Source organism: Pseudomonas sp. SDO524_S393 (genome assembly GCF_054071875.1).
Map to the genome: position 1 here is coordinate 67,675 of NZ_JBSVVZ010000017.1, position 26,820 is coordinate 94,494.

Genomic DNA, 26,820 nt, shown 5'->3' on the forward strand with positions numbered 1-26,820 from the left:
ACATCACGGGTCCGGCCAGCCGCCAGTGCACTCAATATCCGTGCCGACAACCCCTTCCGAACTCGCACCGCTTATATAACGTGCTGATGTTTATCAGCTTTCCGATCGAACCTGCGGTACTTCTCACGGGGCTCAGGCTAAACCCGATGGAAGTGACTCGAACTGCCAGGACTCAATCTGGTGCAACACAATTATTTTTATTTGCCAGCCCCGTCAAGAGGCATGTCTCAAGCGGCTGATTTGCAATAGGAAATGTTGCTCAAATCGATAACCTGTCAAGTGCGTCAAAATGGTGTGAGCACGCTACATTTTGGTGATTTTCATAATTTATACTTAAAAATCAATAAGTTAGTATATGAATAGGCTTATAAAAAATCTTCTTGATCAATCTAAAAACTAAGACTAGTTTCTATTCCTGTCATCCATGACAGGATTTAATCGACCACCGGTTAATCCATGACAACACTTAGAACTGGCACAAGCCGGTCATGCCTGTGAGGAACTCGACATGTCGCTGTTGATCCGTGGCGCCACCGTTGTTACCCATGATGAAAGTTACCGCGCCGATGTGTTATGCGCAGACGGTCTGATACGCGCCATTGGCACAAACCTGGATATTCCCGCCGGCGCTGAAATACTCGACGGCAGCGGCCAATACCTGATGCCCGGCGGCATCGACCCCCACACCCATATGCAATTGCCCTTCATGGGCACCGTGGCCAGCGAGGACTTTTTCAGCGGCACGGCGGCGGGCCTCGCGGGCGGCACCACATCGATCATCGACTTTGTGATTCCCAATCCGCAGCAATCCCTGTTGGAAGCCTTCCACCAGTGGCGCGGCTGGGCGGAAAAATCCGCCTCGGACTACGGCTTCCACGTGGCGATCACCTGGTGGAGCGAGCAGGTGCGCGAGGAAATGGCCGAGCTGGTCAGCCATCATGGCATCAACAGCTTCAAGCACTTCATGGCCTACAAGAACGCGATCATGGCGGCGGACGACACCCTGGTCGCCAGCTTCGAACGCTGTCTGGAACTGGGCGCAGTGCCCACCGTGCACGCGGAAAACGGCGAGCTGGTGTATCACCTGCAACGCAAGTTGTTGGCCCAGGGCATCACGGGGCCGGAAGCCCACCCGCTGTCGCGCCCCTCACAGGTGGAAGGCGAAGCGGCCAGCCGCGCGATTCGCATCGCCGAAACCATCGGCACACCGCTGTACCTGGTGCATGTGTCCACCCGGGAAGCGCTGGATGAAATCACCTACGCCCGTGGCAAAGGCCAGCCGGTGTACGGCGAAGTGCTCGCCGGCCACCTGTTGCTGGACGACAGCGTGTACCAGCATCCCGACTGGCAAACCGCCGCCGGCTACGTGATGAGCCCGCCGTTTCGCCCGCGCGGGCATCAGGAAGCACTCTGGCACGGCCTGCAGTCGGGCAACCTGCACACCACCGCCACCGACCACTGCTGTTTCTGCGCCGAGCAAAAAGCCGCCGGGCGTGGCGACTTCAGCAAGATCCCCAACGGTACCGCCGGCATCGAAGACCGCATGGCACTGCTGTGGGACGAAGGCGTCAATACGGGGCGCCTGTCGATGCAGGACTTCGTGGCGCTGACCTCCACCAACACTGCGAAAATCTTCAACCTCTACCCGCGCAAAGGCGCGATCCGCGTGGGTGCGGACGCCGACCTGGTGCTGTGGGATCCCCAAGGCACGCGGACCATTTCCGCCAAGACCCACCATCAGAAAGTCGACTTCAACATCTTCGAAGGCAAGACCGTGCGCGGCGTGCCCAGCCACACCATCAGCCAGGGCAAGCTGGTCTGGGCCGATGGCGACCTGCGCGCCGAACGCGGTGCCGGAAGGTATGTGGAACGGCCGGCGTATCCGGCGGTGTTCGAGCAGTTGAACAAGCGGGCCGCGCATTCCAGGCCTACTGCTGTGAAACGCTGATACCGCCAATCGCGGGCAAGCCCGCTCCCACATTTTGATTTGCGAACACATTTCAAATGTGGGAGCTGGCTTGCCTGCGATGAGGCCAGTACAGGCAACAAAAAATGCCCACTTAGAGGCAATCCGAAAAAAAAACCGTGAGGCCAAAACCGTGATCCAGACCCTGACCCATCTCCCCCATCCCCATGAAGATGGGGCAACGCTCGCCAGCCACTTCACCGACCTGGCACCACCGCTCAACGCGCGCCAGGCCCAGCTGGAAGCTTCGCGTTGCCTGTATTGCTACGACGCGCCGTGCGTGAATGCGTGCCCCAGCGAGATCGATATCCCCTCGTTCATCCGTAATATCCACACCGAAAACGTGCAAGGTGCCGCACAGAAAATCCTCTCGGCCAATATCCTCGGCGGCAGTTGCGCCCGGGTGTGCCCGACGGAAATCCTCTGCCAGCAAGCCTGCGTGCGCAACAATGCCGAAGAATGCGCCCCTGTGCTCATTGGCCTGCTGCAACGCTACGCGGTGGACAACGCCCACTTCAGCGAACACCCCTTCCACCGCGCTGCGCCGACCGGCAAGCGCATCGCCGTGGTCGGCGCCGGGCCCGCCGGGTTGGCTTGCGCCCATCGCAGCGCGATGCACGGCCATGACGTGGTGATCTTCGAGGCCCGGGAAAAAGCCGGCGGTCTGAATGAATACGGGATCGCCAAATACAAACTGGTCGACGACTTCGCCCAGAAGGAACTGGAGTTCCTCCTGCAGATCGGCGGCATCGAGATTCGTCACGGCCAGCGCCTGGGCGACAACCTGACCCTGAGCGAGCTGCACCAACAGTTCGATTCGGTGTTTCTCGGCCTGGGCCTTGCGGCCAGCAAACAGCTCGGCCTGCCCCATGAAGACGCCCCCGGCCTGCTCGCCGCCACCGAATACATCCGCGAACTGCGCCAGGCCGACGACCTGACCCAACTGCCGCTGGCCGACCGCTGCATCGTGCTCGGCGCCGGCAACACCGCCATCGACATGGCCGTGCAAATGGCCCGTCTCGGCGCCCGGGATGTGAACCTCGTGTACCGTCGCGGCCTGGCGGACATGGGCGCCACCCACCACGAACAGGACATCGCCAAGGCCAACCAGGTGCGCCTGTTGACCTGGGCCCAGCCTGAAGCCGTGTTGCTGGATGAGCAGGGCCATGTACGCGGCATGCGTTTTTTGCGCACGCGCATGGAAAACGGTCGCCTGCACCCCACCGGCGAAACCTTCGAACTGGCCGCCGATGCGATCTTCAAGGCCATCGGCCAGGGCTTCGACAACGCGGCCTTGCATGACCCGCTGGCCCAGCAACTGCACCGCGTGGGTGAGCGGATTTTCGTCGACGAACAGCTGCGCACCAGCATCCCCGGCATATATGCCGGTGGTGACTGCGTCAGCCTCGGCCAGGACCTCACGGTGCAAGCGGTACAACACGGCAAGCTGGCCGCCGAGGCCATGCACGCCCAACTCATGCTGAATGTGGAGGCTGCGTAATGGCCGATCTCTCGATTGTGTTCGCCGGCATCAAAGCCCCCAACCCGTTCTGGCTGGCCTCTGCGCCGCCCACCGACAAGGCCTACAACGTCGTGCGCGCCTTTGAAGCCGGCTGGGGCGGCGTGGTCTGGAAAACCCTCGGTGAAGACCCGGCGGCGGTCAACGTGTCATCACGCTACTCGGCCCACTACGGCGCCAACCGTGAAGTGCTGGGCATCAACAATATCGAGCTGATCACCGACCGCTCCCTGGAGATCAACCTGCGGGAAATCACCCAGGTGAAAAAGGACTGGCCGGACCGCGCCCTGATCGTGTCGCTGATGGTGCCGTGCGTCGAGGAGTCCTGGAAACGCATCCTGCCCTTGGTGGAAGCCACCGGCTGCGACGGCATCGAGCTGAACTTCGGCTGCCCCCACGGCATGCCCGAACGCGGCATGGGCGCAGCGGTTGGCCAGGTGCCGGAGTATGTGGAACAGGTGACGCGCTGGTGCAAGACCTATTGTTCACTGCCGGTGATCGTCAAGCTCACGCCGAACATCACCGACATCCGTGTGGCGGCGCGCGCGGCCTATCGCGGCGGCGCCGATGCGGTGTCGCTGATCAACACCATCAACTCCATCACCAGCGTGGACCTGGAACGCATGGTCGCCCTGCCGGTGGTCGGCACTCAAAGTACCCACGGCGGCTATTGCGGCTCGGCGGTCAAGCCGATTGCGTTGAACATGGTCGCCGAAATCGCCCGCGACCCGCAGACCCACGGCCTGCCGATCTGCGGCATTGGCGGCATCGGCAACTGGCGCGATGCCGCCGAGTTCGTCGCCCTGGGCTGCGGCGCGGTGCAGGTGTGCACGGCGGCGATGCTGCATGGCTTTCGCATCGTGGAAGAAATGAAGGACGGGCTGTCGCGGTGGATGGACAGTCAGGGTTACACCAGCTTGCAGGCATTTTCCGGGCGCGCGGTAGGCAACACCACAGACTGGAAGTACCTGGACATCAACTATCAGGTCATCGCCAAAATCGATCAGGAAGCCTGCATTGGCTGTGGCCGCTGCCATATTGCCTGCGAAGACACGTCACACCAGGCCATCGCCAGTTTGAAACAGGCCGATGGCACGCATAAATACGAAGTGATCGATGACGAGTGCGTGGGCTGCAACCTGTGCCAGATCACCTGCCCGGTGGCGGACTGTATCGAGATGGTGCCGATGGACACCGGCAAGCCGTTTCTGAACTGGACGCAGGATCCGCGCAATCCCTATCGGGAGGCGGTGTAGCCCTTTAGACCGCCTTCGCGAGCAAGCCCGCTCCCACATTCGACTGCATTCCTCCCTCTATAACGCGGTCAACTGTGGGAGCGGGCTTGCTCGCGAAGGGGCCCTTAGGTCCACCACAAAAATCAAGGCTCCAACCCAATCCCCCGCAAGATCACACTCGTCACCGACTGAATCGCCTTTTCGAACTGCATGTCCGACAGCGGCTGGTGATCGTTCAAAATCTTCACCTGGTGATCGAAGTCGGCATAGTGCTGGGTCGAGGCCCAGATCATGTACAGCAGGCTCGACGGTTCCACCGGCAGGATGCGTTTGTCGTCCACCCACTGACGAATTTTCGCTTCCTTCATCTTGGCCCAGTCGTACAGGCTTTCATCCAGCGCCTCACCCAAGGTCGGTGCGCCGTGGATGATTTCATTGGCCCAGACTTTGGATCCATAGGGCCGCGTGCGCGAGCGCTGCATCTTGGCGCGGATATAACTGCTGAGCACCACGCGCGGGTCATCGAAGGTTTCGAAACTCAGGGCGTCCTGTTTCCACACTTCGAGCAAGTCGAACAATACCGCGCTGTACAGCTCACTCTTGGTGGTGAAGTAGTAATGCAGGTTGGAACGCGGCAGTTGCGCTTCTTCGGCGATATCGGCCATGGCGGTGCTGCCATAGCCCTTCTCGGCGAAGATCTTCTCCGCCGCCAACAGGATTTTTTCGACGTTGACCCGACGAATACCAATCTTGTGATTGCCCATAAGGGCTCCCTGACAACAATATGGCGTCAAGACTACCACCGGCTCTAGATCGGGGCGACAGGCCTTAATGAAACTTCTTACGCGAACCTTCCCGGTCGAATTCGGATTGGTTAGCATCGCTGTCCCCATGAAGGATCATTGCCATGACTATCCGACCTCGTGTGGCCGCTGACGACCCAGTGCTTGGAGCACTGTGGGAGCGCTCGGTACGGGCCACCCATGATTTTCTCCCTGAAGATGACATCCAGCGCCTGTTGCCCCTGGTGCGCGACACCTACCTGCCCATGCCCGCTCTCGATGTGTGGGTGTACGAAGACGCCTCTGGCATCGCCGGGTTTGTCGGCACCGGCGGACACAACGTGGAGATGTTGTTCATCGAACCCGACCGCCGTGGCCAGGGCATTGGTCGTCAGTTGCTCGACCACGCCCGCGCACGCCATGACACGCTGACTGTTGATGTGAACGAGCAAAACCCACAGGCCGTGGGCTTCTACCTGCACTATGGTTTTATCCAGGTCGCGCGCTCGCCGCTGGACGGCGAGGGCAAGCCCTTTCCCTTGTTGCACATGGCGCTACCCACCGAAGGTATTGAACAATGCTGATCAAGAAAACCCTCACCACCGTCACCCTGCTGGCCTCCCTGTTCGGCGCATCGGCGGTGTTCGCCCATGCTCACCTGAAGAGCTCGGAGCCGGCCGCTGACAGCAGCGTCGCCGCACCGAAAGACCTGCGCCTGACGTTCAGCGAAGGCGTCGAAGCCACCTTCACTAAAGTGTCCCTGAGCAAGGACGGCACCGAAGTCGCCATCAAGGGCCTGGAAACACCGGACACCGACAAGAAGGTGCTGGTGGTCACGCCTGCCGCGCCTTTGGCTGCCGGCAACTACAAAGTGGTGTGGAACGCCGTTTCGGTCGACACCCACAAGAGCAACGGTGAATACAGCTTCAAGGTCGGCCAATAACCCATGGCGACCCTGCTGGTGCTGTGCCGCTTCCTGCATTTCAGCGTCGTGTTGTTGATGTTCGGGGCCTGGGTATTCAGGCCCTGGCTGTTGGGCGCTGAACCGCAACCGGCCCTCGACCGGCAGTTGCTGCGCATCACCCGTGGCCTGGCCTGGCTCGGGCTGGGTTCCGGCGTGGCCTGGTTGCTGTTGATCACCGCCAGCATGGCCGGAGGTTGGGACGCGGCGGCCCAACCGGACACCGTTAGGCTGGTGCTGAGTAACACCTTTTTCGGAAAGGTGTGGGTCTGGCACCTGCTGCTGAACCTGCTGCTGGTGATCGTACTGATCAAACCCTGGCCCGCGTTGCGCCTGCCATTGCTCGCCCTGCTGCTGGGCACCCTCGCCCCTGTCGGCCATGGCGCCATGCTCAGCGGGCTGGACGGGCAATTGCTGATCCTCAACCAAGTGGTGCATCTGGTGTGCGTCGGCGCCTGGCTCGGCGGCCTGCTGTTGCTGGTGCTGATCCTGCGGCACACGCCACGCCTGGCCCTGGCGCCGATTCTCAAACGCTTCAGCGGCGTGGGTTACGGGTTGGTCGCCGGCTTGCTGGTCACCGGGCTGATCAACGTGCGCGTACTCACCGGCCAGTTGTGGCCGACGCCCTTGTTCGACGGCTTTGCGCTGATTCTGCTGATCAAGGTGATGCTGGTACTGGGCATGCTGGCCCTGGCGCTGTTGAATCGCCTGCGCATCGAACACTGCGAACAACGCCTGGGCAGCTTGAAGGCCAGCGTGTTGCTGGAATGGTTACTGGGTGTTTCAGCAGTAGCCGCGGTTTCCCTCCTTGGCACCCTGCCGCCCATGGTCATTGCGGGCTGAAGACGCTCGCCGAATTGCATCCAGCGTGTGAGCCGGCTTGTGTGGGAGCCGGGCTTGCCCGCGATGCAGGCACTGCGGTGCGTCAGTTACACCGTGATGAAGCTATCGCAGCGGTGCGGCAATCCAACAAGCCACCTGCCACACGGGCAGTACTTGCATTGCAAGCAACATCACCCTAGTCATCGTATAACTTCTGCTTGACAGCCTAATAAAACCCCGCAAATATTCGCGCAATGTTGTACGACGACGTACGACAAATAATAAAAACAACAAAAGAAAGGGAGCTTCACTGTGAGTCAACTCGCCCGCAATTCTTCCTCGCGTCTCGGTCTTATCGGCTTCAGCAGCCTGGCGTTCACCCTCCCCCTGACCGCCCAGGCCGAAGGGTTTGTCGATGACACCAAGGCCACACTCAATCTGCGCAACGCCTACTTCAACCGGAATTTCACCAACGCCAGTAACCCCCAGGCCAAGGCCGAAGAATGGACACAGAACTTCATTCTCGACGCCAAGTCCGGCTACACCCGGGGCACCGTCGGCTTTGGCATCGATGTGCTTGGCCTGTATTCGCAAAAGCTCGATGGCGGCAAAGGCACCGCCGGTACCCAGTTGCTGCCGACACACGACGATGGCCGCCCGGCCGACAATTTCGGGCGCCTGGGCGTGGCGTTGAAAACCAAGCTGTCGAAGACCGAACTGAAGGTCGGCGAATGGATGCCGGTGCTGCCGATCCTGCGTTCCGACGACGGTCGCTCCTTGCCCCAGACCTTCCGTGGCGGGCAGATCACCTCCAGTGAAATCGCCGGGCTGACGCTCTACGGCGGGCAGTTTCGCGGCAATAGCCCACGCAACGACGCGAGCATGGAAGACATGTTCATGAACGGCAAAGCCGCGTTCACGTCGGACCGCTTCAACTTCGGCGGCGGCGAATACACCTTCAACGACAAACGCACCCAAGTCGGCCTGTGGTACGCCGAACTCAGTGATATCTACCAGCAACAGTATTTCAACCTGACCCACAGCCAGCCGGTGGGTGACTGGACCCTGGGCGCCAACCTGGGTTTCTTCAACGGCAAGGAAGACGGCAGCGCCCTGGCCGGCGACCTCGATAACAAGACCGTCTTCGCCCTGCTCTCGGCCCGTTACAACGGCAACACCTTTTATGTGGGCCTGCAAAAGCTCACCGGCGACAGTGTATGGATGCGCGTCAACGGCACCAGCGGCGGCACCCTGGCCAACGACAGCTACAACGCCAGCTACGACAACGCCAAGGAAAAGTCCTGGCAAGTGCGCCATGACTTCAACTTCGTCGTGCTGGGCATTCCGGGGCTGACCATGATGAACCGCTACATCAGCGGCAGTAATGTGCACACCGGGGCGATCACCGATGGCAAGGAATGGGGGCGAGAATCGGAGCTGGCCTACACGGTGCAGAGCGGTGCGCTAAAGGACCTGAATATCAAATGGCGCAATTCGACCATGCGTCGGGATTTCAGTAATAACGAATTCGATGAGAATCGGATCTTTATCAGCTACCCGATTTCGCTGCTGTAACCTGGGCAATGTGGCTGGCAAGAAATCGCCCGACTCGATGGCCCTGCTGAAAGAGTTTTTTCAGCCATTGCCAATTTCCTGTGGGAGTTGTCGAGCCCCGGCGAGGCTGCGAAAGCGGTGGGTCAGGCGACATCTCTTCCGGCTGGGCCGCCGTCTTCGCAGCGATGCGGCGACCCGACAAGCCAGCTCCCACATTTCCGGCCATCACATGACCGAACGGGCGTTGACAACCTGGGGAATCACTAACGATACTCTCGCCAAGTCATACGACAACCTACAACAACAATGGAACCCTCATGAATACCACCACCGCCCTGCCCGTTCCATTCAACCGCCTGTTGCTCACCGGTGCCGCCGGCGGCCTGGGCAAAGTCCTGCGCGAGCGCCTGCGCCCCTACGCCCAGGTGCTGCGCCTGTCGGACATCGCCGACATGGCCCCGGCAGCCGATGACACCGAAGAAGTGCAAACCTGCGACCTCTCCGACAAACAAGCCGTGCACCATCTGGTGGAAGGCGTAGACGCCATCCTGCACTTTGGCGGCGTCTCCGTGGAGCGCTCCTTCGAGGAAGTCCTGGGCGCCAATATCTGCGGCATTTTCCACATCTATGAAGCCGCGCGCCGCCACGGCGTCAAGCGCGTGATCTTCGCCAGTTCCAACCACGTGATCGGTTTCTACAAGCAGGGCGAAACCCTCGACGCTCACTCGCCGCGCCGCCCGGACAGCTACTACGGCCTGTCCAAGTCCTACGGCGAAGACATGGCCAGTTTCTACTTCGACCGCTATGGCATCGAGACCGTGAGCATCCGCATCGGCTCCTCGTTTCCCGAGCCGCAGAACCGCCGGATGATGCACACCTGGTTGAGCTTCGATGACCTGACCCAACTGCTCGAACGCGCGTTGTACACCCCGAACGTCGGCCACACCGTGGTCTACGGCATGTCGGATAACCTCGACACCTGGTGGGACAACCGTTACGCCGCCCACCTGGGCTTTGCGCCCAAGGACAGCTCCGAAGTGTTCCGCGCCAAGGTGGAAACCCAACCGCCGGTGGCCGCCGACGACCCGGCCAAGGTTTATCAGGGTGGCGCGTTCTGCGCGGCGGGGCCGTTCGGTGACTGAGTTCACATCAACCCAAGGGAATGAGTTGCCATGACCGCTGAACTGATCGTCGATGCCCGCAATGCCGTGGGCGAATGCCCGGTGTGGGTACCACAGGAAAACGCGCTGTACTGGGTGGACATCCCCAACGGTGGCCTGCAACGCTGGAGCGCCAGCACCGGCCATCTTGCCGCCTGGAAAGCCCCGCAGATGCTCGCCTGCATGGCCCGCACCCAAGCGGGTAATTGGGTCGCGGGCATGGAAACCGGCTTTTTCCAGCTCACCCCGCACGATGACGGCAGCCTCGACACTGCGCTCCTGGCCAGTGTCGAACACCCACGCGCGGACATGCGCTTGAATGACGGACGCTGTGACCGCCAGGGTCGGTTCTGGGCCGGCAGCATGGTATTGAACATGGGCCTGAACGCAGCCGAGGGCACTCTTTATCGCTACGCTTCAGGCGCGGCGCCCCATGCCCAGTTGGACGGTTTCATCACCCTCAACGGCCTGGCCTTCAGCCCGGACGGACGCACGATGTACGTCTCGGATTCCCACCCGCTGGTACAGCAGATCTGGGCGTTCGACTACGACATCGACACCGGCACGCCCTCCAACCGGCGGGTGTTCGTCGACATGCATCAGTACCTGGGCCGCCCTGACGGCGCCGCGGTCGATGTCGACGGCTGCTACTGGATCTGCGCCAACGATGCCGGCCTGATCCACCGCTTCACCCCCGACGGTCGCCTCGACCGTTCCCTCGTCGTCCCGGTGAAAAAACCCACCATGTGCGCCTTTGGCGGCAGCCGGCTGGACACCCTGTTCGTCACCTCGATCCGTGATGACCAACGTGCCGAGTCGCTGTCCGGCGGCGTATTCGCCCTCAACCCCGGCGTACAAGGACTGGCCGAACCCTGCTTCACCCTCTAGCTGCATCGCGGTGCCTTGAATACAACAATAACAAGACGGAGACACACCCCATGGACTTCAAACGCACGTTGCTCGCCGCTTCAATTTTCACCCTCTCCAGCGTCGCCCACGCGCTGGAAATCAAAATCGCCGACATCCATCCCGCCGGCTACCCCACTGTCGTCGCCCAGGAAAACATGGGCAAGGCCCTCACCAAAGAGAGCAACGGCGAACTGACCTTCAAGTACTTCCCCGGCGGTGTGCTGGGCTCGGAAAAAGAAGTGGTCGAACAGGCCCAGGTCGGCGCGATCCAGATGGCCCGGGTCAGCCTCGGCATCGTCGGGCCGGTGGTGCCGGACGTGAACGTGTTCAACCTGCCGTTCGTGTTCCGTGACCAGGCGCACATGCGCAAAGTCATCGACGGCGAAATCGGCGACGAGATCCTCGCCAAGATCACCAACTCCGAGTTCGGCCTGGTCGCCCTGGCCTGGATGGATGGCGGCACCCGCAACATCTACACGAAGAAACCGGTGCGCACGATCGCCGACCTCAAGGGCATGAAGATTCGTGTGCAGGGCAACCCGCTGTTCATCGAAGCCTTCAATGAAATGGGCGCCAACGGCATTGCCATGGACACCGGCGAGATCTTCAGCGCCTTGCAGACCGGCGTGATCGACGGCGCGGAAAACAACCCGCCGACCCTGCTCGAACACAACCATTTCCAGAACGCCAAGTTCTACACCCTCACCGAGCACCTGATCCTGCCCGAGCCCATCGTGATGTCGAAAATCACTTGGAACAAGCTCACCCCCGCGCAGCAAGTCATGGTGAAAAACGCCGCCAAGGCCGCCCAGGCCGACGAACGCGTGCTGTGGGACGCCAAGTCCGCGAGCAGCGAAACCAAGCTCAAGGCTGCCGGCGTCGAGTTCATCACCGTCGACAAAAAGCCCTTCTATGACGCCACGGCGCCCGTGCGCGCGAAATACGGTGCGGCCTTCGCCGACATCATCCAGCGCATCGACGCGGTCGAGTAATCACCCTCCTCTTTAGCTAGGCCCGGCGCGGTCGGCACCGACGCGCCCGGTTACGGTGAACGCCATGAAGAATCTATTGCTGCGCTTTAATGATCGCCTGTACATGACCTGCATCTGGGTCGCCGGTCTGTCGGTCCTGGGGGTGGCGCTGATCATTCCCTGGGGCATCTTCGCCCGCTACATCCTCGGCACCGGCTCCAGTTGGCCGGAACCCACCGCCATCCTGCTGATGCTGGTGTTCACCTTTATCGGCGCCGCCGCCAGCTACCGCGCCGGCGCACACATGTCGGTGGCCATGATTACCGACCGCCTGCCGCCCGCGCAGCGGCGCATCGTCGGCATCGTTTCCCAACTGTTGATGGCGACCATCTGCCTGTTCATGACGGTGTGGGGCAGCAAGTTGTGCCTGTCCACCTGGAACCAGTTCATGAGCGCCATCCCCACCCTGCGCGTGGGCATCACCTATATGCCGATCCCGATTGGCGGGCTGCTGACCCTGATATTCGTGCTGGAAAAACTCCTGCTGGGCGACCAGAGCCAGCGGCGCGTGGTGCGCTTCGACCTGGTTGAAGAAAGCGAAGGGGCTGCCTGATATGGACGCATTGATTCTGCTGGGCAGTTTTATCGCCCTGATCCTGATCGGCATGCCGGTGGCCTACGCCCTCGGGCTGTCGGCGCTGATCGGCGCGTGGTGGATCGACATCCCGTTCCAGGCCCTGATGATTCAGGTGGCCGGCGGGGTGAACAAGTTTTCGCTGATGGCGATCCCGTTCTTCGTGCTGGCCGGGGCGATCATGGCCGAAGGCGGCATGTCGCGCCGGCTGGTGGCGTTCGCCGGGGTGCTGGTGGGTTTCGTGCGCGGCGGTCTGTCGCTGGTGAACATCATGGCCTCGACGTTTTTCGGCGCGATTTCGGGCTCGTCGGTGGCGGACACCGCCTCGGTGGGCTCGGTGCTGATTCCGGAAATGGAACGCCGTGGCTACCCGCGCGAATTCGCCACCGCCGTGACCATCAGCGGTTCGGTCCAGGCGCTGCTGACCCCGCCCAGCCATAACTCGGTGCTCTACTCGCTGGCCGCCGGCGGCACCGTATCCATCGCCTCACTGTTCATGGCCGGCGTGGTGCCGGGCCTGCTGATGAGCGCGTGCCTGATGGTGCTGTGCCTGATCTTCGCCAAGAAGCGCGACTACCCCAAGGGCGAGGTCATTCCACTCAAGCAAGCGCTGAAGATCTGCGCCGATGCGCTCTGGGGCCTGATGGCCATGGTGATCATCCTCGGCGGCATCCTCTCCGGCATCTTCACCGCCACCGAGTCCGCCGCCATCGCCGTGCTGTGGGCGTTCTTCGTGACCATGTTCATCTACCGCGACTACAAATGGAGCGAGCTGCCCAAGCTGATGCACCGCACGGTGCGCACCATTTCCATCGTGATGATCCTGATCGCCTTCGCCGCCAGCTTCGGCTACATCATGACCCTGATGCAGATCCCGGCGAAGATCACCACGATGTTCCTGACCCTGTCGGACAACCGCTACGTGATCCTGATGTGCATCAACATGATGCTGTTGTTGCTCGGCACGGTGATGGACATGGCGCCGCTGATCCTGATCCTCACGCCGATTCTGCTGCCGGTGATCCTCGGCATCGGCGTCGACCCGGTGCATTTCGGCATGATCATGCTGGTCAACCTCGGCATCGGCCTGATCACTCCGCCGGTGGGCGCGGTGCTGTTCGTCGGCGCGGCGGTGGGCAAGACCACCATCGAGCGAACCGTGAAGGCCCTGTTGCCGTTCTATGGCGTATTGTTCCTGGTGCTCATGGCCGTGACCTATATTCCGGCACTGTCGTTGTGGCTGCCGGGGGTGGTCCTGTAAAACCCGATCCATCCGACAATGAAGATCAAAAGGTGGGAGCAAGCCCCACCTTTTGATCCCCAGTGTTTGTTCTATTTTCACAGGGCGCAAAACCATGCCTGCAACCCTTATTGAACTACGCGATCAGCTCACCCACCTCACCCTGGCCCCCGACATCGGCGGCAGCATCGTCAACTGGCACGTCACCGCCACCGGACAACCGTTGTTGCGCCACAACGATGAACACGCCCAGTTGCCCGGAAAACTGGGCTGCTACCCGCTGGCGCCCTGGTCCAACCGCATCGCCGAAGGTGGCTTCGACAACCCCGGCGGTTGGCTGGCGCTGGCGCCCAACAGCCTCACCGATCCACTGCCCATCCACGGCTCGGCCTGGCAACAGGCGTGGCAGGTTGTCAGCCAGTCGGCGAATGAAGCGGTGCTTGAAGTGGTCTGCGACACCCCGTTCGCCTATCGGGCGGAGCAGCGGTTCCGCCTGGATCACGGCGAGTTGAGCATGACCTTGCAGGTGACTCACCTGGCGGAAGAAGCCGCCTGGCATGGCTTGGGTTTACATCCCTATTTCCCTCGCGCAACCGGCACACGTTTGCAGGCCAAGGCGACCCACGTGTGGCTGAGCGATGCGTCCAAGCTGCCGACGGGGCTGGCGCCGATTCCGGCGCAATGGGATTTCCAACAGCTCAAGGCCTTGCCGGAAGGCCTGGTAGACAACGGCTTTTGCCAGTGGGACGGACACTGTGTGATCGAACAGCCGGAGTTGGGGTATACGCTGGAGTGCCGGGCCAGTGGCAGCGAGTACTTTTTGCTGTACTGCCCGCCGGGGTTGGGGTTCTTTTGTGTCGAGCCGGTGAGCCATCCGGTGAATGCCCATCACCTGCCGGGCAGGCCAGGCTTGAAGCTGCTTGAACAGGGCCAGTCAACCCACCTCGGATTCACGTTGAAACACACTCCAATTGTGGGAGCGGGCTTGCCCGCGAATGCGGAGGGTCAGTAACACATTTTTCGCCTGACACACCGCCTTCGCGGGCAAGCCCGCTCCCACGCAAGCGCTCTCCCACAGTGACTTCCCAAGCGTGTCAGGGTGGGCTGTTTTTCAGCCGCCCTGCCGTGTCGATACTCACCACCACCGACAACCCAGGCCGCAACCGCTCGCTTTCGGCCTGGTCAGGGTCGACGGTAATCCGCACCGGCACCCGCTGGGCGATCTTCACGAAATTGCCGGTGGCGTTGTCCGCCTGCAACAGGCTGAACTCGGAACCGGTGGCCGGGGAAATGTGCTGCACCGTGCCGCGAAACTTGCGGTGGTTCAGCGCATCCACGGTGAAGGTCACCGGCTGGCCGACCTGCACGTTGTCCATCTGGGTTTCTTTCATGTTGGCGATCACCCACAACTGCGGCGGCACCAGCGCCATCAGTTGGGCGCCGGAATTGACGTAGGCCCCCAGCCGCACACCGATCTGCCCCAGCTGGCCGTCACGCGGTGCGGTGATGCGGGTGTTGGACAGGTCGATGCGCGCCAACTCCACCGCGGCATCGGCGCTGGCCACCGCCGCTTCCAATGAACCGCGATTGACGATCACCGTTTGCAGGTCCTGGCGCGCAATTTCCAGGTTCGCCTGGGCTTGCGCAACGCCGGCGATGGTCTGCGCGTTGGCCGCACGGGTCACGTCCAACTCGCGCCTGGACACCGAGCCGTCGCGGATCAGCTCTTCATTGCGACGCAGGTCGGCGGTGCTTTTACGCGACTGCGCCTCGCTGTCCGCCAAGGCCGCCTGACGCAGCTTGATGGTCGCTTCGGCGCTGTTGCGCTGCTGCACCACGTTGGCCAGCGCGGCTTTCTGCACCGCCAGTTGCGCCAGGGCCTGGTCCAGGCGCTGCCTGTAGATACGGTCATCCAGGCGCACCAGCAGATCGCCGGCCTTCACATACTGGAAGTCCTGCACCGGCACCTCGAACACATAGCCGCTCAGTTGCGGGCCGATGATCGTCACCTGGCCGCGCACCAGGGCATTCTCGGTGGTTTCCACCGCACTGCTGAACGGCGGCAATTGCCAGGCGTACAGCACGATCAGCACACCCACGACGGCAATCGCGGCAAAGCCCAGGGACGAAAGAATGCGCACCCGCAGCGGGCGCAATTCGGTGGGTACGGCACCGGGTGGCGTGCTGCCTTCCGGCGTGGAGGCGATGGCGGTGGTCGTGGTGGTCGAGGGTTCGGTCATGAGGGTGCGCCGCTGGGTTGAACGGGAGGGGCTGCTCGGGTGGTGCTCATCAGCCACAGGCTGCGGATAAAGATCCAGATCATGGTCAGTATCGCGATGATCGCGATCAGCATGAAGACATCGTTGTAAGCCATGACATTCGCTTCGCGGGTCGCCGCCGTGGCCAGGCTGCGAATGCCCATGAGGTTGCGCAGCTCGGGGTCGGCGACCACGCCGCCATAGGCCGAGCTGCCACCGGACACCCGCGCGGCCACACGCGGGTCGAGCAGGGTCAGGTGTTCGACGATCATGCTCGAGTGGTATTTCTCGCGCACCACCTGGAAGGTACCCAGCAACGCCGCGCCGATCAGGCCGCCGAGGTTCTGGCAGATCCCGAACATCACCGAGAAACTCACCAGGTTGCGCGGGTTGGTCAACACGTTTTTGGTGCCCAGCACCATGGTCGGCCCCAGGAAGAACGTACCGCCGAAGCCCAGCAGGAACTGGCTGATATACAGGTTCTGCGGGCGCGTCAGGTTGCTGGAAAAACTGTCCATCACCGAACCCACCGCCATCAGCGCCAGGGAGATGATCAGCGGCATCAGCAGGTGCGCCGGGTTGATCGTCAGTGCGCTGACCGCCAGCCCGGCAACCGCCCCGGCCAGCATCACCAGATAAAGGGTGTGCATCTGCTGGTAGCTCATGTTCAACATCTGCATGAAACCCACCGCGCCGGTGGACTGCTCGGACAGCACCATGCGGATCAGGATCACCGCCAGCGCCAGGCGAATCATCACTCCGCTGCCCAGCCAGCGGGTCATCAGCATCGGGTTGGCGCGGTTATGCTCGATGGCCAGCCCGGCCATGATCAGCACCAGCGAACACGCCGAGGCGATGCCGATCCACGGGGCCTCCAGCCACCAGTCGATGCGCCCCAGCGACAGCACCGCGCACAGCAAGGCCACGCCGCTGGCGAGCAAGGCGAAGGTCAGGAAGTCGAGCTTTTCGAAGGTCTTGAAACGGTCGCCGGGCGGCAACTTGAGCAGGAACACGCAACCCAGGCAGATCAGCGCCATGCCCAGCTCGAACAGGTACAAACCGCGCCACTCGGCGATTTGCAGCAAATCTTCGGAAAACAGCCGTGCCAGGGGCAACGCCAACTGCGCGGTGCCCAGCCCCAGTACCAGTGCCTTCAAGCGCCACTTGGCCGGGAATGCCTGGATCATGTAGTACAAGCCCAGCGAACTCAGCGCCGCGCCGACCATGCCGTGGGCGGCCCGCACCGCAATGGCCGAATTGAGGTCGTTGACGAACAGGTGGCCGAAGGTCACCAGCGCATACAGCACCAGAAACACCTCGGTAAACGCCCGCAAGCCGAACTGCTGGCGAAACTTCACCAGCAGCAGGTTCATGCAGACGTTGGTCATCACATAGGCAGCAGGCAGCCAGGCCATTTCGGCGGTGGTCGCCCCCAGCGCGCCTTGCAGGTATTGCAGGTTGGCGATGACCAGCGCGTTACCCAAGCCCCCGGTGATCGCCACCAGCACGCCCACCAGCGCGAACAGCCAGCGCTTGTGCGTAGGGTGCAGCGGCGTCGACGGCGAACCGGGCAGGCTCGGGCGCTCGTGGGGCTGCCAGGTGTGGGGGGTGTATTTGTCCATTCAATGACTCAGGTAAACCGATACTCAGAGACAGTAAACCTGAGCAGAGTTCATCTTGCCATCATGCGCAAGCATCGATTAGAGCGCCGCCTTGATCAGCATCCCGGCAGCCACCACCACACACAGGCTGGCAAACCCTACTTGCAGCGTCCGCGCCTTGACCCTCGCGCACAGGCGCCGACCGATCAGCATGCCGACGATGCTGGCACCGATGAACATCCAGCCTACCGGTTCGATGCTGACACCCGCATGAAACGCGCCGGCCACGCCAATCAATGAAATCAGGCTGATCACCATCAACGAGGTGGCGACGATGCCGCGCATCTGCACATCGGTGAGTTGCTTGAACGCCGGCACGATCAGAAAACCGCCGCCCACCCCGAGCAGTCCCGACACCGCGCCGGTCACCGCGCCCAACGCGGCCAGGGTGGCGCTGCACTTGGCGGTCCAGGCCAGCCGCCCAGTCTGCTGGTTGAGCATGCAGTTCTTCTGGCCCCACGAAGCGGCGCCATGGTCACTGGGCCCGGCTTCGTTCTTTTCCCGTTGCAGCATGCGCCAGGCCACCAGCACCATCAGCGCGCTGAACAACCCCATCAGCAAGGCTTCGGGCAATTGGTGGGCGACATACACCCCCAATGGCGAGAACAGCCCGCCCAGCAAGGCGATCAGCAACGCGGCACGATAACGCACCAGGCCGTGGCGCAAGCCATCCACCGCCCCCACCGCCGCCGCCGCGCCCACGGCCAGCAGCGACACTGGCGCGGCCTGGGTCATGCTCAGGCCGAGCCCGAGTACCAGCGCCGGCACACTGAGGATGCCGCCGCCGGCGCCCGTCAGGCCCATGACCAGCCCCATCAACACGCCCAACACACTCGCCAGCAGCATTCAGTCCACCTTGCTCAGGCGGGTCAACCACTCGCGGCCCTTGAGCATGCCGTTCCAGTAGAACCACGGCAGCAACGTGGCCTTGAGGAACCACATCGAACGCCGCGCCTGGGTCGGGTCGAGGGGAAAGGTCGGCAGCAGCTTGCCGCCATACCCGAACTCGGCCAGCACCACCTTGCCCTTCTCCACCGTCAGCGGGCAGGAGCCATATCCGTCGTACTTGAGCGGCAGCGGCGCCTGTTTGCGCAGGGCCAGCAGGTTTTCCGCAACCACCACGATCTGCTTGCGCACCGCTGCGGCGGTCTTGGCGTTGGTGGTGCCGCACACATCGCCCAGGCCGAAGATGTGCGGGTAACGCAGGTGTTGCAGGCTGTGGGGGTTCACTTCGCACCAGCCAGCGGCGTCGGCCAACGGGCTCTGGCGGATGAAATCCGGGGAGACTTGCGGCGGGACCACGTGCAGCAGGTCGAAGGATTTTTCCTCGACAGTGACGGTGCCCTCGGCGTCCTTCACCTCGAACCAGGCTTTGCGCGCCGGGCCGTCGACCTTGATCAGGTTGGAGTTGAACGCCAGGCGTGCGTTGTATTTCTCGACGTATTTCATCAGCGGCGGCACAAAGGTCGCGACGCCGAACAGCGCAGCACCGGCCAGGTTGAATTCGACGTCGATAGTGTTCAGCGTCCCCTGTTTGAGCCAGTGGTCGCAGGACAGGTACATGGCCTTCTGCGGCGCGCCCGCGCATTTGATCGGCATGGCCGGCTGGGTGAAGATCGCCTTGCCGCCCTTGAGCTGCTGCACCAACTGCCAGGTGTAGGCGGCGTGCTGGTAGCTGTAGTTGGACGTGACGCCGTGCTGGCCGAGGGTATCTTGCAAGCCCTCGACTTTTTCCCAGGCCAGGCGCAGACCGGGGCAGACGATCAGGTTGTTCCAGGTCACGCGCTGACCGCTGTCGAGCACCAGGGTCTGCTCGTCGGGCAACAATTCGGTGACCGCGGCCTGCACCCAGGCCACGCCATTGGGCAGTACATCGGCCAGGGGGCGCCGGGTCTTTTCCACGGCGTAGGCGCCGCCGCCCACCAGGGTCCAGGCCGGCTGGTAGCAGTGGTAGTCGTTGGGTTCGATCAGGGTGATGTTGAGAGAGGGGTCGCGCTTGAGCAGGCTGGCCAGCAGGCCGATGCCCGCCGAGCCGCCGCCGATGACTACGATATCGCCACTGATGGTCGGTCCCCAGTGTTGGTCATTCATGGTCGATCGCCTTTTTGTTGTGCACACAAGGGGCGTTGCCGGATGGCGTCACGCCCAGCTTTTCATGACCGCGCCGCAGTACAGCCCGGACAGGGTCTTCATCACTTGAATCACTTCGTGGCTGGCCAGCCCGTAGAAAATGTATTTGCCTTCCCGACGGGTGGCGACCAACCCTTCATCGCGCAGGATGCCCAACTGTTGTGACAGCGTGGGCTGGCGTACCCCGGTCATGGTTTCCAGCTCGCCGACGTTGCGCTCGCCCTGGGTCAGCTGGCAGAGGATCAGCAAGCGGTCCTCATTGGCCAGGGCCTTGAGCAAGGAACAGGCTTTGGACGCCGACGCCCGCAACTGCGCGACTTCGCCTTCACTCAGAGTAGATTCCATTTGCCTCGGGTCCTTTGTGTCACTTAAGCTCAAAACATTATGTGTAAATGTAAACTGATTGTAACCCCCTTTTTTCAGGATCAAGGACAGCCGCCATGCCCGCGTTGATTCAAGCCTTTCTGGACGAGGCGTCGTCGACTTACACCTACGTCGTCTATGAGGCGGACGGCGGTCCCTGCGCCATCGTCGACTCGGTGCTCAACTACGACCCCGCCTCCGGGCGCACCGACACCCGCCAGGCCGACACGGTCATCGGGTTTGTGCGCGAACATGGCTTGCAGGTGCAGTGGCTGCTGGAAACCCACGCCCACGCCGACCACTTGTCCGCCGCGCCTTACCTGCGCCGCACCCTGGGCGGCAAGATCGCCATCGGGCAGTCCATCAGCAAGGTGCAGGACGTGTTCAAGCACCTGTTCAACCTGGAACCGGAGTTTCGGGTGGATGGCTCGCAGTTCGATCATTTGTTTGCGCCGGACGAGGTGTTTCATATCGGCAACCTCAAGGCCCAGGCGTTGCACGTGCCGGGGCATACACCGGCGGACATGGCCTATTTGATCGATGACAGGCTGATCCTGGTGGGTGACACTTTGTTCATGCCCGACGTCGGCACCGCCCGTTGCGACTTCCCGGGAGGCGATGCGCGACAGTTGTACGCGTCGATGCGCAAGTTGCTGGCCTTTGCGCCGGAAACCGAACTGTACGTTTGCCACGACTACCCGCCCGAAGGCCGCGCGGCGAAATGTCTGACGACCGTGGGCGAACAGCGCGCGGGAAATATCCATGTGCATGACGGCGTGGATGAAGCCGCGTTTGTCGAAATGCGCACCCGGCGGGATGCCGGATTGGGCATGCCGACGCTGTTGCTGCCGGCGATCCAGGTGAATGTGCGGGCGGGGAATATGCCGCCGGCGGAAGACAACGGCGTTGTCTACCTCAAGATCCCCCTCAACCAACTTTGAAATGTTGGAACCTGTTGGGTTTCAGCTACCCAGGCTGATGCCATTGGCCGGCAACGGCAGCGCGGTCTTGTAGCGCACCTGTTTCAAGGCAAAGCTCGACCGAATGTTCGCCACCCCCGGCACCTTGGTCAGAAAGTCCATCATGAAGCGCTCCAGCGACTGGATCGTCGGCACCAGCACCCGGATCAGGTAGTCCGGGTCGCCGGCCATCAGGTAGCACTCCATCACTTCCGGCCGGTCGGCAATCGCGCCTTCGAACTGCTGCAGCGCCAGCTCGTTCTGTTTTTCCAGGCTGACGTGGATGAACACGTTGACATGCAGCCCCAGTAAATCGGCATCCAGCAGCGTGACCTGGTCGCGGATCAGGCCCAGTTCTTCCATGGCTTTGACCCGGTTGAAACACGGCGTGGGCGACAGGTTCACCGAACGCGCCAGGTCGGCGTTGGTGATGCGGGCATTCTCCTGCAAGGCATTGAGAATGCCGATATCGGTACGGTCCAGTTTGCGCATGAGACAAAATCACCTGTTTATTATGTTTATGCAGTTTTTTTATCCGCAAATGAGCGCAAGCGCAACGAAACACAGATAAATATTCTTCTACGCCCCGCCTATGATTGTTGTAGGACAAGATTTCCCCTACCCGGGGACTGACTGTCAGCTAGCGCGCCCACTACAAGAAATTCACAAGATAGAGCGTAGAAAGCCATGACTCAGCAGTACGAACCGCTGCGCCTGCACGTCCCTGAACCCTCGGGACGACCAGGTTGCAAGACCGACTTTACCTACCTGCGCCTCACCGACGCCGGTAGCGTGCGCAAACCCGCCATCGACGTAGAACCCGCCGACACCGCCGACCTGGCCCGTGGCCTGATCCGCGTACTCGACGACCAGGGCCAGGCCCTGGGGCCGTGGGCCGAAGGTGTTCCGGGCGAGGTCATGCGCACAGGCATGCGCGCGATGCTCAAGACGCGCATCTTCGACAACCGCATGGTGGTCGCCCAACGCCAGAAAAAAATGTCGTTCTACATGCAGAGCCTCGGCGAAGAAGCCATCGGCAGTGCCCAGGCCCTGGCCCTGAACATCGACGACATGTGCTTCCCCACCTACCGCCAGCAAAGCATCCTGATGGCCCGCGACGTACCGCTGGTCGACCTGATCTGCCAACTGCTGTCCAACGAGCGCGATCCGCTCAAGGGGCGCCAGTTGCCGATCATGTACTCGGTCAAGGACGCCGGCTTCTTCACGATTTCCGGCAACCTCGCCACCCAATTCGTACAAGGTGTGGGCTGGGGCATGGCTTCGGCGATCAAGGGCGACACCAAGATCGCCTCGGCCTGGATCGGCGACGGCGCCACTGCTGAATCCGACTTTCACACCGCCCTCACCTTCGCCCACGTGTACCGCGCGCCGGTGATCCTCAACGTGGTCAACAACCAGTGGGCCATCTCCACCTTCCAGGCCATTGCCGGCGGCGAAGCCACCACTTTCGCCGGACGCGGCGTAGGGTGCGGTATCGCCTCCCTGCGCGTGGACGGCAACGACTTCATCGCGGTGTACGCCGCCTCCGCCTGGGCCGCCGAGCGTGCGCGCCGCAACCTGGGCCCGACCCTGATCGAATGGGTCACCTACCGCGCCGGCCCGCATTCCACCTCGGACGATCCATCCAAATACCGTCCCGCCGACGACTGGAGCCACTTCCCGCTGGGCGACCCGATTGCCCGCCTCAAGCAGCACCTGATCAGAATTGGCCAGTGGTCCGAAGAGGAACATGCGGCGGTCAGTGCCGAGCTGGAAGCCGAAGTGATTGCCGCGCAGAAACAGGCCGAACAGTTCGGCACCCTCGCCGGCGGCCAGATTCCAAGCGCCGCGACCATGTTCGAAGACGTTTACAAAGAGATGCCGGAGCACTTGAAGCGCCAGCGTCAGGAGTTGGGGATCTGACCATGAACGATCACAACAACAGTATCGAATTGGAAACCGCCATGACCACGACCACCATGACCATGATCCAGGCGCTGCGCTCGGCCATGGATGTGATGCTCGACCGTGACGACAATGTGGTGGTGTTCGGCCAGGACGTGGGTTACTTCGGCGGCGTGTTCCGCTGCACCGAGGGCCTGCAGGGCAAGTACGGCAGCTCGCGGGTCTTCGACGCTCCGATTTCCGAAAGCGGCATCATCGGCGTGGCCGTGGGCATGGGCGCCTATGGCCTGCGCCCGGTGGCCGAAATCCAGTTCGCCGACTACGTCTACCCCGCCACCGACCAGATCATCTCCGAAGCCGCACGCCTGCGGTATCGCTCCGCCGGCCAGTTCACCGCGCCATTGACCATGCGCATGCCCTGCGGCGGCGGTATCTACGGCGGCCAGACCCACAGCCAGAGCATCGAAGCGGTGTTCACCCAGGTCTGCGGCCTGCGCACAGTGATGCCGTCCAATCCCTACGACGCCAAGGGCCTGCTGATCGCGTCCATCGAAAACGATGACCCGGTGATCTTCCTGGAGCCCAAGCGCCTGTACAACGGCCCGTTCGACGGCCATCACGACCGTCCGGTAACACCGTGGTCGAAACACCCGCAGGCGCAAGTGCCGGACGGTTACTACACCGTGCCGCTGGACGTGGCCGCCATCGTGCGTCCGGGTTCAGCCGTGACCGTGCTGACCTACGGCACCACCGTGTATGTGTCGCAAGTGGCGGCCGAAGAAACCGGCATCGACGCCGAAGTCATCGACCTGCGCAGCCTGTGGCCGCTGGACCTGGACACCATCGTCAAGTCGGTGAAAAAGACCGGCCGTTGCGTGGTCGTGCATGAAGCCACCCGCACCTGCGGTTTTGGTGCCGAGCTGGTATCGCTGGTGCAGGAACACTGCTTCCACCACCTGGAAGCGCCGATCGAGCGCGTGACCGGCTGGGACACCCCCTACCCGCACGCGCAAGAGTGGGCGTATTTCCCAGGGCCGTCCCGAGTGGGTGCGGCGTTGAAACGGGTCATGGAGGTCTGAATGGGCACGCACGTTATCAAGATGCCGGACATCGGCGAAGGCATCGCGGAAGTTGAGCTGTCGGTGTGGCATGTGAAGGTCGGTGACCTGGTGGTGGAAGACCAGGTGCTGGCGGATGTGATGACCGACAAGGCGATGGTGGATATTCCCTCGCCGGTGCACGGCAAAGTCATTTCCCTCGGCGGCGAGCCGGGCGAAGTCATGGCCGTGGGCAGCATTCTGATCAGCATCGAAGTGGAAGGCGCCGGCAACGCCAAGGAAGCCCTCGCCGTGAAGGAAGCGGTGAAGGCGGCACCGGTGGTTGAAGCCAAACCCGCGCCGGCGAAGGTCGAAAGCAAACCGGCTCCGGTTGTCGAAGCCAAGGCCCCCGTGGCCCGCGCGGCTGACGAACGCCCCTTGGCCTCTCCTGCCGTGCGCAAGCACGCACTGGACGCCGGCATTCAGTTGCGCCTGGTCCAGGGCACGGGCCCGGCGGGCCGGATTCTGCATGAAGACCTGGAGACTTACCTGCTCCAGGGCCCGGCAAAAACCAGCTCGGCGGCCAACCCCTACGCCGAGCGCAACAGCGAAGAACAGATCCCGGTGATCGGCATGCGCCGCAAGATCGCCCAGCGCATGCAGGACGCCACCCAGCGTGCCGCGCACTTCAGTTATGTAGAAGAAGTCGACGTCACCGCCCTCGACGAACTGCGCGTGCACCTCAACGAGAAGCACGGTGCGACACGCGGCAAGCTGACCCTGCTGCCGTTCATCATGCGGGCGATGGTCGTGGCCTTGCGCGAGTTTCCCCAGATCAACGCGCGTTATGACGACGAAGCCCAGGTCATCACCCGCCTCGGCGCGGTGCACGTTGGGGTCGCGACCCAGAGCGATGTGGGCCTGATGGTGCCAGTGGTGCGCCACGCCGAAGCCCGCAGCCTGTGGGGCAACGCCGAAGAAATCACCCGCCTGGCCAACGCTGCGCGCAAGGGCAAGGCCAGCCGCGACGAGCTCTCGGGCTCCACCATTACCCTGACCAGCCTGGGTGCCTTGGGCGGTATCGTCAGCACACCGGTGCTGAACCTGCCGGAAGTGGCCATCGTCGGCGTCAACCGCATTGTCGAGCGGCCCATGGTGATCAAGGGCCAGATCGTGGTGCGCAAGATGATGAACCTCTCCAGCTCGTTCGATCACCGGGTGGTCGACGGCATGGATGCGGCGCAATTCATCCAGGCCATTCGCGGCCTGCTCGAACAACCCGCCAGCCTGTTTCTGGAGTAAGGCATGTCTGAGACATTGAACACTACGCTGCTGATCATCGGCGGCGGTCCTGGCGGCTATGTGGCAGCCATTCGCGCCGGCCAGCTGGGCATCCCGACGATTCTGGTGGAGGGCCAGGCGCTGGGCGGTACCTGCTTGAACATCGGCTGCATTCCGTCCAAGGCACTGATTCATGTGGCCGAGCAGTTCCAGCAAACCCTGCATCACAGCCAGGGTTCGAAACTGGGCATCAACGTGGCGCCGCCGAGCCTGGACATCGGCAAGAGCGTGGAATGGAAAGACGGCATCGTTGACCGCCTGACCAGCGGTGTTGCGGCGTTGCTGAAAAAGCACAAGGTGCAGGTGATCCACGGCTGGGCCAAGGTGGTGGACGGCAAGACCGTCGACGTCGGTGACCAGCGCATCCACTGCGAGCACCTGCTGTTGGCCACCGGTTCCACCAGCGTCAACCTGCCAATGCTGCCGATTGGCGGACCGATCATTTCCTCCACCGAAGCCCTGGCACCGAAAAGCGTGCCCAAGCGCCTGATCGTGGTGGGTGGCGGCTACATCGGCCTGGAACTGGGCATTGCCTACCGCAAGCTGGGCGCCGAAGTGAGTGTGGTCGAGGCGCAGGAGCGCATCCTGCCGGCCTACGATGGCGAACTGACTGCGCCAGTGGCCGACTCCCTCAAGCAACTGGGAGTCAAGCTGTACCTCAAGCACAGCGTCACCGGGTTTGCCGATGGCCAGTTGCAAGTGCGTGACCCGAACGGCGACACCCTGTCGCTGGCCACCGACCAGGTGCTGGTGGCCGTGGGTCGCAAACCCAACACCCAGGGCTGGAACCTCGAAGCGCTGAACCTGGAGATGAACGGTTCGGCGATCCGGATCGACAGCCGTTGCCAGACCAGCATGCGCAACGTGTACGCCATCGGCGACCTGAGCGGCGAGCCGATGCTGGCGCACCGGGCCATGGCCCAGGGCGAAATGGTCGCCGAACTGATCAGCGGTCTGTCCCGCGAGTTCAACCCCGCCGCGATCCCGGCGGTGTGCTTCACCGACCCGGAACTGGTGGTGGTCGGCAAGACCCCGGACGAAGCCCGGGCGGCAGGCCTGGACTGCATCGTGGCGAGTTTCCCGTTCATGGCCAATGGCCGGGCGATGACCCTGGAATCGAAAAGCGGCTTTGTGCGCGTGGTCGCGCGGCGGGACAACCACCTGATCGTCGGCTGGCAGGCGGTGGGGGTCGGCGTGTCCGAGCTGTCCACGGCATTTGGGCTGAGCCTGGAAATGGGCTCGCGCCTGGAAGACGTGGCCGGCACCATCCACGCCCACCCGACCCTGGGTGAGGCGGTGTTGGAGGCCGCGTTGAAAGCATTGGGCCACGCGCTGCACCTGTAAAACCGCAGTCCATGTGGGAGCGGGCTTGCTCGCGAATGCGGTGGATCAGTCAATGAATCTGATGACTGA

The 26,820-nt window shown here is 62.4% G+C and carries 25 protein-coding genes; 18 read left to right on the top strand and 7 right to left on the bottom strand.

What is annotated here, in order from left to right; genetic code table 11:
• Positions 1-508 precede the first annotated feature (508 nt).
• From hydA to preA, 3 genes are all read left to right on the top strand, one after another.
• Positions 509-1,948, top strand: a complete 1,440-nt coding sequence (hydA, locus tag ACW9IB_RS10120; protein WP_457413476.1) for a dihydropyrimidinase — start codon at positions 509-511, stop codon at positions 1,946-1,948.
• A gap of 151 nt (positions 1,949-2,099) precedes the next feature.
• A complete protein-coding gene (locus ACW9IB_RS10125; RefSeq protein WP_457413477.1) occupies positions 2,100-3,467 on the top strand; it encodes an NAD(P)-dependent oxidoreductase in 1,368 nt (455 codons plus the stop codon).
• Positions 3,467-4,741, top strand: a complete 1,275-nt coding sequence (preA, locus tag ACW9IB_RS10130) for an NAD-dependent dihydropyrimidine dehydrogenase subunit PreA (RefSeq protein ID WP_457367930.1) — start codon at positions 3,467-3,469, stop codon at positions 4,739-4,741. Before ACW9IB_RS10125 ends, preA begins: the two co-directional genes overlap by 1 nt.
• A 122-nt stretch (positions 4,742-4,863) precedes the next feature.
• On the opposite strand, the gene ACW9IB_RS10135 is transcribed toward preA, so the two are convergent.
• Positions 4,864-5,484 (bottom strand): TetR family transcriptional regulator C-terminal domain-containing protein, encoded by a 621-nt coding sequence (locus tag ACW9IB_RS10135; RefSeq protein ID WP_457413479.1) that lies wholly within the window; start codon positions 5,482-5,484, stop codon positions 4,864-4,866.
• A gap of 143 nt (positions 5,485-5,627) precedes the next feature.
• Between ACW9IB_RS10135 and ACW9IB_RS10140 the strand changes: the two genes are divergently transcribed.
• From ACW9IB_RS10140 to ACW9IB_RS10185, 10 genes are all read left to right on the top strand, one after another.
• The gene (locus ACW9IB_RS10140; RefSeq protein ID WP_457413481.1) at positions 5,628-6,086 is read left to right on the top strand and encodes a GNAT family N-acetyltransferase; all 459 of its coding nucleotides are present in this window, start codon (positions 5,628-5,630) and stop codon (positions 6,084-6,086) included.
• Positions 6,080-6,445, top strand: coding sequence for a copper homeostasis periplasmic binding protein CopC (gene copC, locus ACW9IB_RS10145; RefSeq protein ID WP_457367933.1), 366 nt, complete (start codon positions 6,080-6,082; stop codon positions 6,443-6,445). The genes ACW9IB_RS10140 and copC overlap by 7 nt, the downstream gene beginning before the upstream one ends.
• Positions 6,446-6,448: 3 nt before the next feature.
• Positions 6,449-7,306 carry a copper homeostasis membrane protein CopD gene (gene copD, locus ACW9IB_RS10150; RefSeq protein ID WP_457413482.1) on the top strand — a complete coding sequence of 286 codons (858 nt, stop codon included), beginning with the start codon at positions 6,449-6,451 and terminating at the stop codon, positions 7,304-7,306.
• 291 nt (positions 7,307-7,597) lie between these two features.
• Entirely contained in the window at positions 7,598-8,860 is a 1,263-nt protein-coding gene (locus ACW9IB_RS10155; protein WP_457413484.1) for an OprD family porin, read from the top strand.
• A 296-nt stretch (positions 8,861-9,156) separates the two neighbouring features.
• Entirely contained in the window at positions 9,157-9,981 is an 825-nt protein-coding gene (locus ACW9IB_RS10160; RefSeq protein WP_457413485.1) for an NAD-dependent epimerase/dehydratase family protein, read from the top strand.
• Between the two features lie 30 nt (positions 9,982-10,011).
• Positions 10,012-10,887: an SMP-30/gluconolactonase/LRE family protein gene (locus ACW9IB_RS10165; protein ID WP_457413486.1), complete on the top strand. Its 876-nt coding sequence runs from the start codon at positions 10,012-10,014 to the stop codon at positions 10,885-10,887.
• A 50-nt stretch (positions 10,888-10,937) separates the two neighbouring features.
• The gene (locus tag ACW9IB_RS10170) at positions 10,938-11,900 is read left to right on the top strand and encodes a TRAP transporter substrate-binding protein (RefSeq protein ID WP_457367938.1); all 963 of its coding nucleotides are present in this window, start codon (positions 10,938-10,940) and stop codon (positions 11,898-11,900) included.
• Positions 11,901-11,964: 64 nt separating this feature from the next.
• Positions 11,965-12,492, top strand: a complete 528-nt coding sequence (locus ACW9IB_RS10175) for a TRAP transporter small permease (protein ID WP_457413487.1) — start codon at positions 11,965-11,967, stop codon at positions 12,490-12,492.
• 1 nt (position 12,493) lies between these two features.
• Positions 12,494-13,774: a TRAP transporter large permease gene (locus tag ACW9IB_RS10180; protein ID WP_457367940.1), complete on the top strand. Its 1,281-nt coding sequence runs from the start codon at positions 12,494-12,496 to the stop codon at positions 13,772-13,774.
• 94 nt (positions 13,775-13,868) lie between these two features.
• Complete coding sequence (locus ACW9IB_RS10185; protein ID WP_457413489.1) at positions 13,869-14,765, top strand: aldose 1-epimerase; 897 nt, start codon at positions 13,869-13,871, stop codon at positions 14,763-14,765.
• Between the two features lie 82 nt (positions 14,766-14,847).
• Here the strand turns inward: ACW9IB_RS10185 and ACW9IB_RS10190 are convergent, their stop codons facing one another.
• The 5 genes from ACW9IB_RS10190 to ACW9IB_RS10210 all read right to left on the bottom strand — a co-directional run bounded on the left by ACW9IB_RS10190 (position 14,848) and on the right by ACW9IB_RS10210 (position 20,147).
• Complete coding sequence (locus ACW9IB_RS10190) at positions 14,848-15,993, bottom strand: HlyD family secretion protein (protein ID WP_457413491.1); 1,146 nt, start codon at positions 15,991-15,993, stop codon at positions 14,848-14,850.
• Positions 15,990-17,633: an MFS transporter gene (locus tag ACW9IB_RS10195; RefSeq protein WP_457413492.1), complete on the bottom strand. Its 1,644-nt coding sequence runs from the start codon at positions 17,631-17,633 to the stop codon at positions 15,990-15,992. The genes ACW9IB_RS10190 and ACW9IB_RS10195 overlap by 4 nt, the downstream gene beginning before the upstream one ends.
• 78 nt (positions 17,634-17,711) lie before the next feature.
• A complete protein-coding gene (locus tag ACW9IB_RS10200) occupies positions 17,712-18,518 on the bottom strand; it encodes a sulfite exporter TauE/SafE family protein (protein WP_457367944.1) in 807 nt (268 codons plus the stop codon).
• On the bottom strand, positions 18,519-19,763 hold the full coding sequence (locus ACW9IB_RS10205) for an FAD-dependent oxidoreductase (RefSeq protein WP_457413493.1): 1,245 nt from the start codon (positions 19,761-19,763) through the stop codon (positions 18,519-18,521).
• A gap of 48 nt (positions 19,764-19,811) precedes the next feature.
• Positions 19,812-20,147 (bottom strand): ArsR/SmtB family transcription factor, encoded by a 336-nt coding sequence (locus ACW9IB_RS10210; RefSeq protein ID WP_053256978.1) that lies wholly within the window; start codon positions 20,145-20,147, stop codon positions 19,812-19,814.
• A gap of 95 nt (positions 20,148-20,242) precedes the next feature.
• Between ACW9IB_RS10210 and ACW9IB_RS10215 the strand changes: the two genes are divergently transcribed.
• The gene (locus ACW9IB_RS10215) at positions 20,243-21,106 is read left to right on the top strand and encodes an MBL fold metallo-hydrolase (RefSeq protein ID WP_457367946.1); all 864 of its coding nucleotides are present in this window, start codon (positions 20,243-20,245) and stop codon (positions 21,104-21,106) included.
• Between the two features lie 21 nt (positions 21,107-21,127).
• On the opposite strand, the gene bkdR is transcribed toward ACW9IB_RS10215, so the two are convergent.
• The gene (gene bkdR, locus ACW9IB_RS10220; RefSeq protein WP_457367947.1) at positions 21,128-21,616 is read right to left on the bottom strand and encodes a Bkd operon transcriptional regulator BkdR; all 489 of its coding nucleotides are present in this window, start codon (positions 21,614-21,616) and stop codon (positions 21,128-21,130) included.
• A gap of 195 nt (positions 21,617-21,811) precedes the next feature.
• Between bkdR and ACW9IB_RS10225 the strand changes: the two genes are divergently transcribed.
• Genes ACW9IB_RS10225 through lpdA form a run of 4 tightly spaced genes read left to right on the top strand, consistent with a single transcriptional unit; the run spans position 21,812 to position 26,751 of the window.
• Positions 21,812-23,047 carry a thiamine pyrophosphate-dependent enzyme gene (locus tag ACW9IB_RS10225; protein WP_457413494.1) on the top strand — a complete coding sequence of 412 codons (1,236 nt, stop codon included), beginning with the start codon at positions 21,812-21,814 and terminating at the stop codon, positions 23,045-23,047.
• Between the two features lie 2 nt (positions 23,048-23,049).
• Entirely contained in the window at positions 23,050-24,108 is a 1,059-nt protein-coding gene (locus tag ACW9IB_RS10230; RefSeq protein ID WP_457367949.1) for an alpha-ketoacid dehydrogenase subunit beta, read from the top strand.
• Positions 24,109-25,368, top strand: a complete 1,260-nt coding sequence (locus tag ACW9IB_RS10235; RefSeq protein ID WP_457413495.1) for a dihydrolipoamide acetyltransferase family protein — start codon at positions 24,109-24,111, stop codon at positions 25,366-25,368.
• 3 nt (positions 25,369-25,371) lie between these two features.
• The gene (gene lpdA / locus ACW9IB_RS10240) at positions 25,372-26,751 is read left to right on the top strand and encodes a dihydrolipoyl dehydrogenase (protein WP_457413496.1); all 1,380 of its coding nucleotides are present in this window, start codon (positions 25,372-25,374) and stop codon (positions 26,749-26,751) included.
• Positions 26,752-26,820: the final 69 nt, after the last annotated feature.

What these genes read in the sequence shown, in the direction of transcription:
- hydA (WP_457413476.1), top strand. Translation starts at nt 509, where the DNA reads ATGTCGCTGTTGATCCGTGGCGCCACCGTTGTTACCCATGATGAAAGT.
- preA (WP_457367930.1), top strand. Translation starts at nt 3,467, where the DNA reads ATGGCCGATCTCTCGATTGTGTTCGCCGGCATCAAAGCCCCCAACCCG.
- ACW9IB_RS10135 (WP_457413479.1), bottom strand. Translation starts at nt 5,484, where the DNA reads ATGGGCAATCACAAGATTGGTATTCGTCGGGTCAACGTCGAAAAAATC.
- ACW9IB_RS10140 (WP_457413481.1), top strand. Translation starts at nt 5,628, where the DNA reads ATGACTATCCGACCTCGTGTGGCCGCTGACGACCCAGTGCTTGGAGCA.
- copC (WP_457367933.1), top strand. Translation starts at nt 6,080, where the DNA reads ATGCTGATCAAGAAAACCCTCACCACCGTCACCCTGCTGGCCTCCCTG.
- copD (WP_457413482.1), top strand. Translation starts at nt 6,449, where the DNA reads ATGGCGACCCTGCTGGTGCTGTGCCGCTTCCTGCATTTCAGCGTCGTG.
- ACW9IB_RS10160 (WP_457413485.1), top strand. Translation starts at nt 9,157, where the DNA reads ATGAATACCACCACCGCCCTGCCCGTTCCATTCAACCGCCTGTTGCTC.
- ACW9IB_RS10165 (WP_457413486.1), top strand. Translation starts at nt 10,012, where the DNA reads ATGACCGCTGAACTGATCGTCGATGCCCGCAATGCCGTGGGCGAATGC.
- ACW9IB_RS10170 (WP_457367938.1), top strand. Translation starts at nt 10,938, where the DNA reads ATGGACTTCAAACGCACGTTGCTCGCCGCTTCAATTTTCACCCTCTCC.
- ACW9IB_RS10175 (WP_457413487.1), top strand. Translation starts at nt 11,965, where the DNA reads ATGAAGAATCTATTGCTGCGCTTTAATGATCGCCTGTACATGACCTGC.
- ACW9IB_RS10180 (WP_457367940.1), top strand. Translation starts at nt 12,494, where the DNA reads ATGGACGCATTGATTCTGCTGGGCAGTTTTATCGCCCTGATCCTGATC.
- ACW9IB_RS10185 (WP_457413489.1), top strand. Translation starts at nt 13,869, where the DNA reads ATGCCTGCAACCCTTATTGAACTACGCGATCAGCTCACCCACCTCACC.
- ACW9IB_RS10190 (WP_457413491.1), bottom strand. Translation starts at nt 15,993, where the DNA reads ATGACCGAACCCTCGACCACCACGACCACCGCCATCGCCTCCACGCCG.
- ACW9IB_RS10195 (WP_457413492.1), bottom strand. Translation starts at nt 17,633, where the DNA reads ATGGACAAATACACCCCCCACACCTGGCAGCCCCACGAGCGCCCGAGC.
- ACW9IB_RS10200 (WP_457367944.1), bottom strand. Translation starts at nt 18,518, where the DNA reads ATGCTGCTGGCGAGTGTGTTGGGCGTGTTGATGGGGCTGGTCATGGGC.
- ACW9IB_RS10205 (WP_457413493.1), bottom strand. Translation starts at nt 19,763, where the DNA reads ATGAATGACCAACACTGGGGACCGACCATCAGTGGCGATATCGTAGTC.
- ACW9IB_RS10210 (WP_053256978.1), bottom strand. Translation starts at nt 20,147, where the DNA reads ATGGAATCTACTCTGAGTGAAGGCGAAGTCGCGCAGTTGCGGGCGTCG.
- ACW9IB_RS10215 (WP_457367946.1), top strand. Translation starts at nt 20,243, where the DNA reads ATGCCCGCGTTGATTCAAGCCTTTCTGGACGAGGCGTCGTCGACTTAC.
- bkdR (WP_457367947.1), bottom strand. Translation starts at nt 21,616, where the DNA reads ATGCGCAAACTGGACCGTACCGATATCGGCATTCTCAATGCCTTGCAG.
- ACW9IB_RS10225 (WP_457413494.1), top strand. Translation starts at nt 21,812, where the DNA reads ATGACTCAGCAGTACGAACCGCTGCGCCTGCACGTCCCTGAACCCTCG.
- ACW9IB_RS10230 (WP_457367949.1), top strand. Translation starts at nt 23,050, where the DNA reads ATGAACGATCACAACAACAGTATCGAATTGGAAACCGCCATGACCACG.
- ACW9IB_RS10235 (WP_457413495.1), top strand. Translation starts at nt 24,109, where the DNA reads ATGGGCACGCACGTTATCAAGATGCCGGACATCGGCGAAGGCATCGCG.
- lpdA (WP_457413496.1), top strand. Translation starts at nt 25,372, where the DNA reads ATGTCTGAGACATTGAACACTACGCTGCTGATCATCGGCGGCGGTCCT.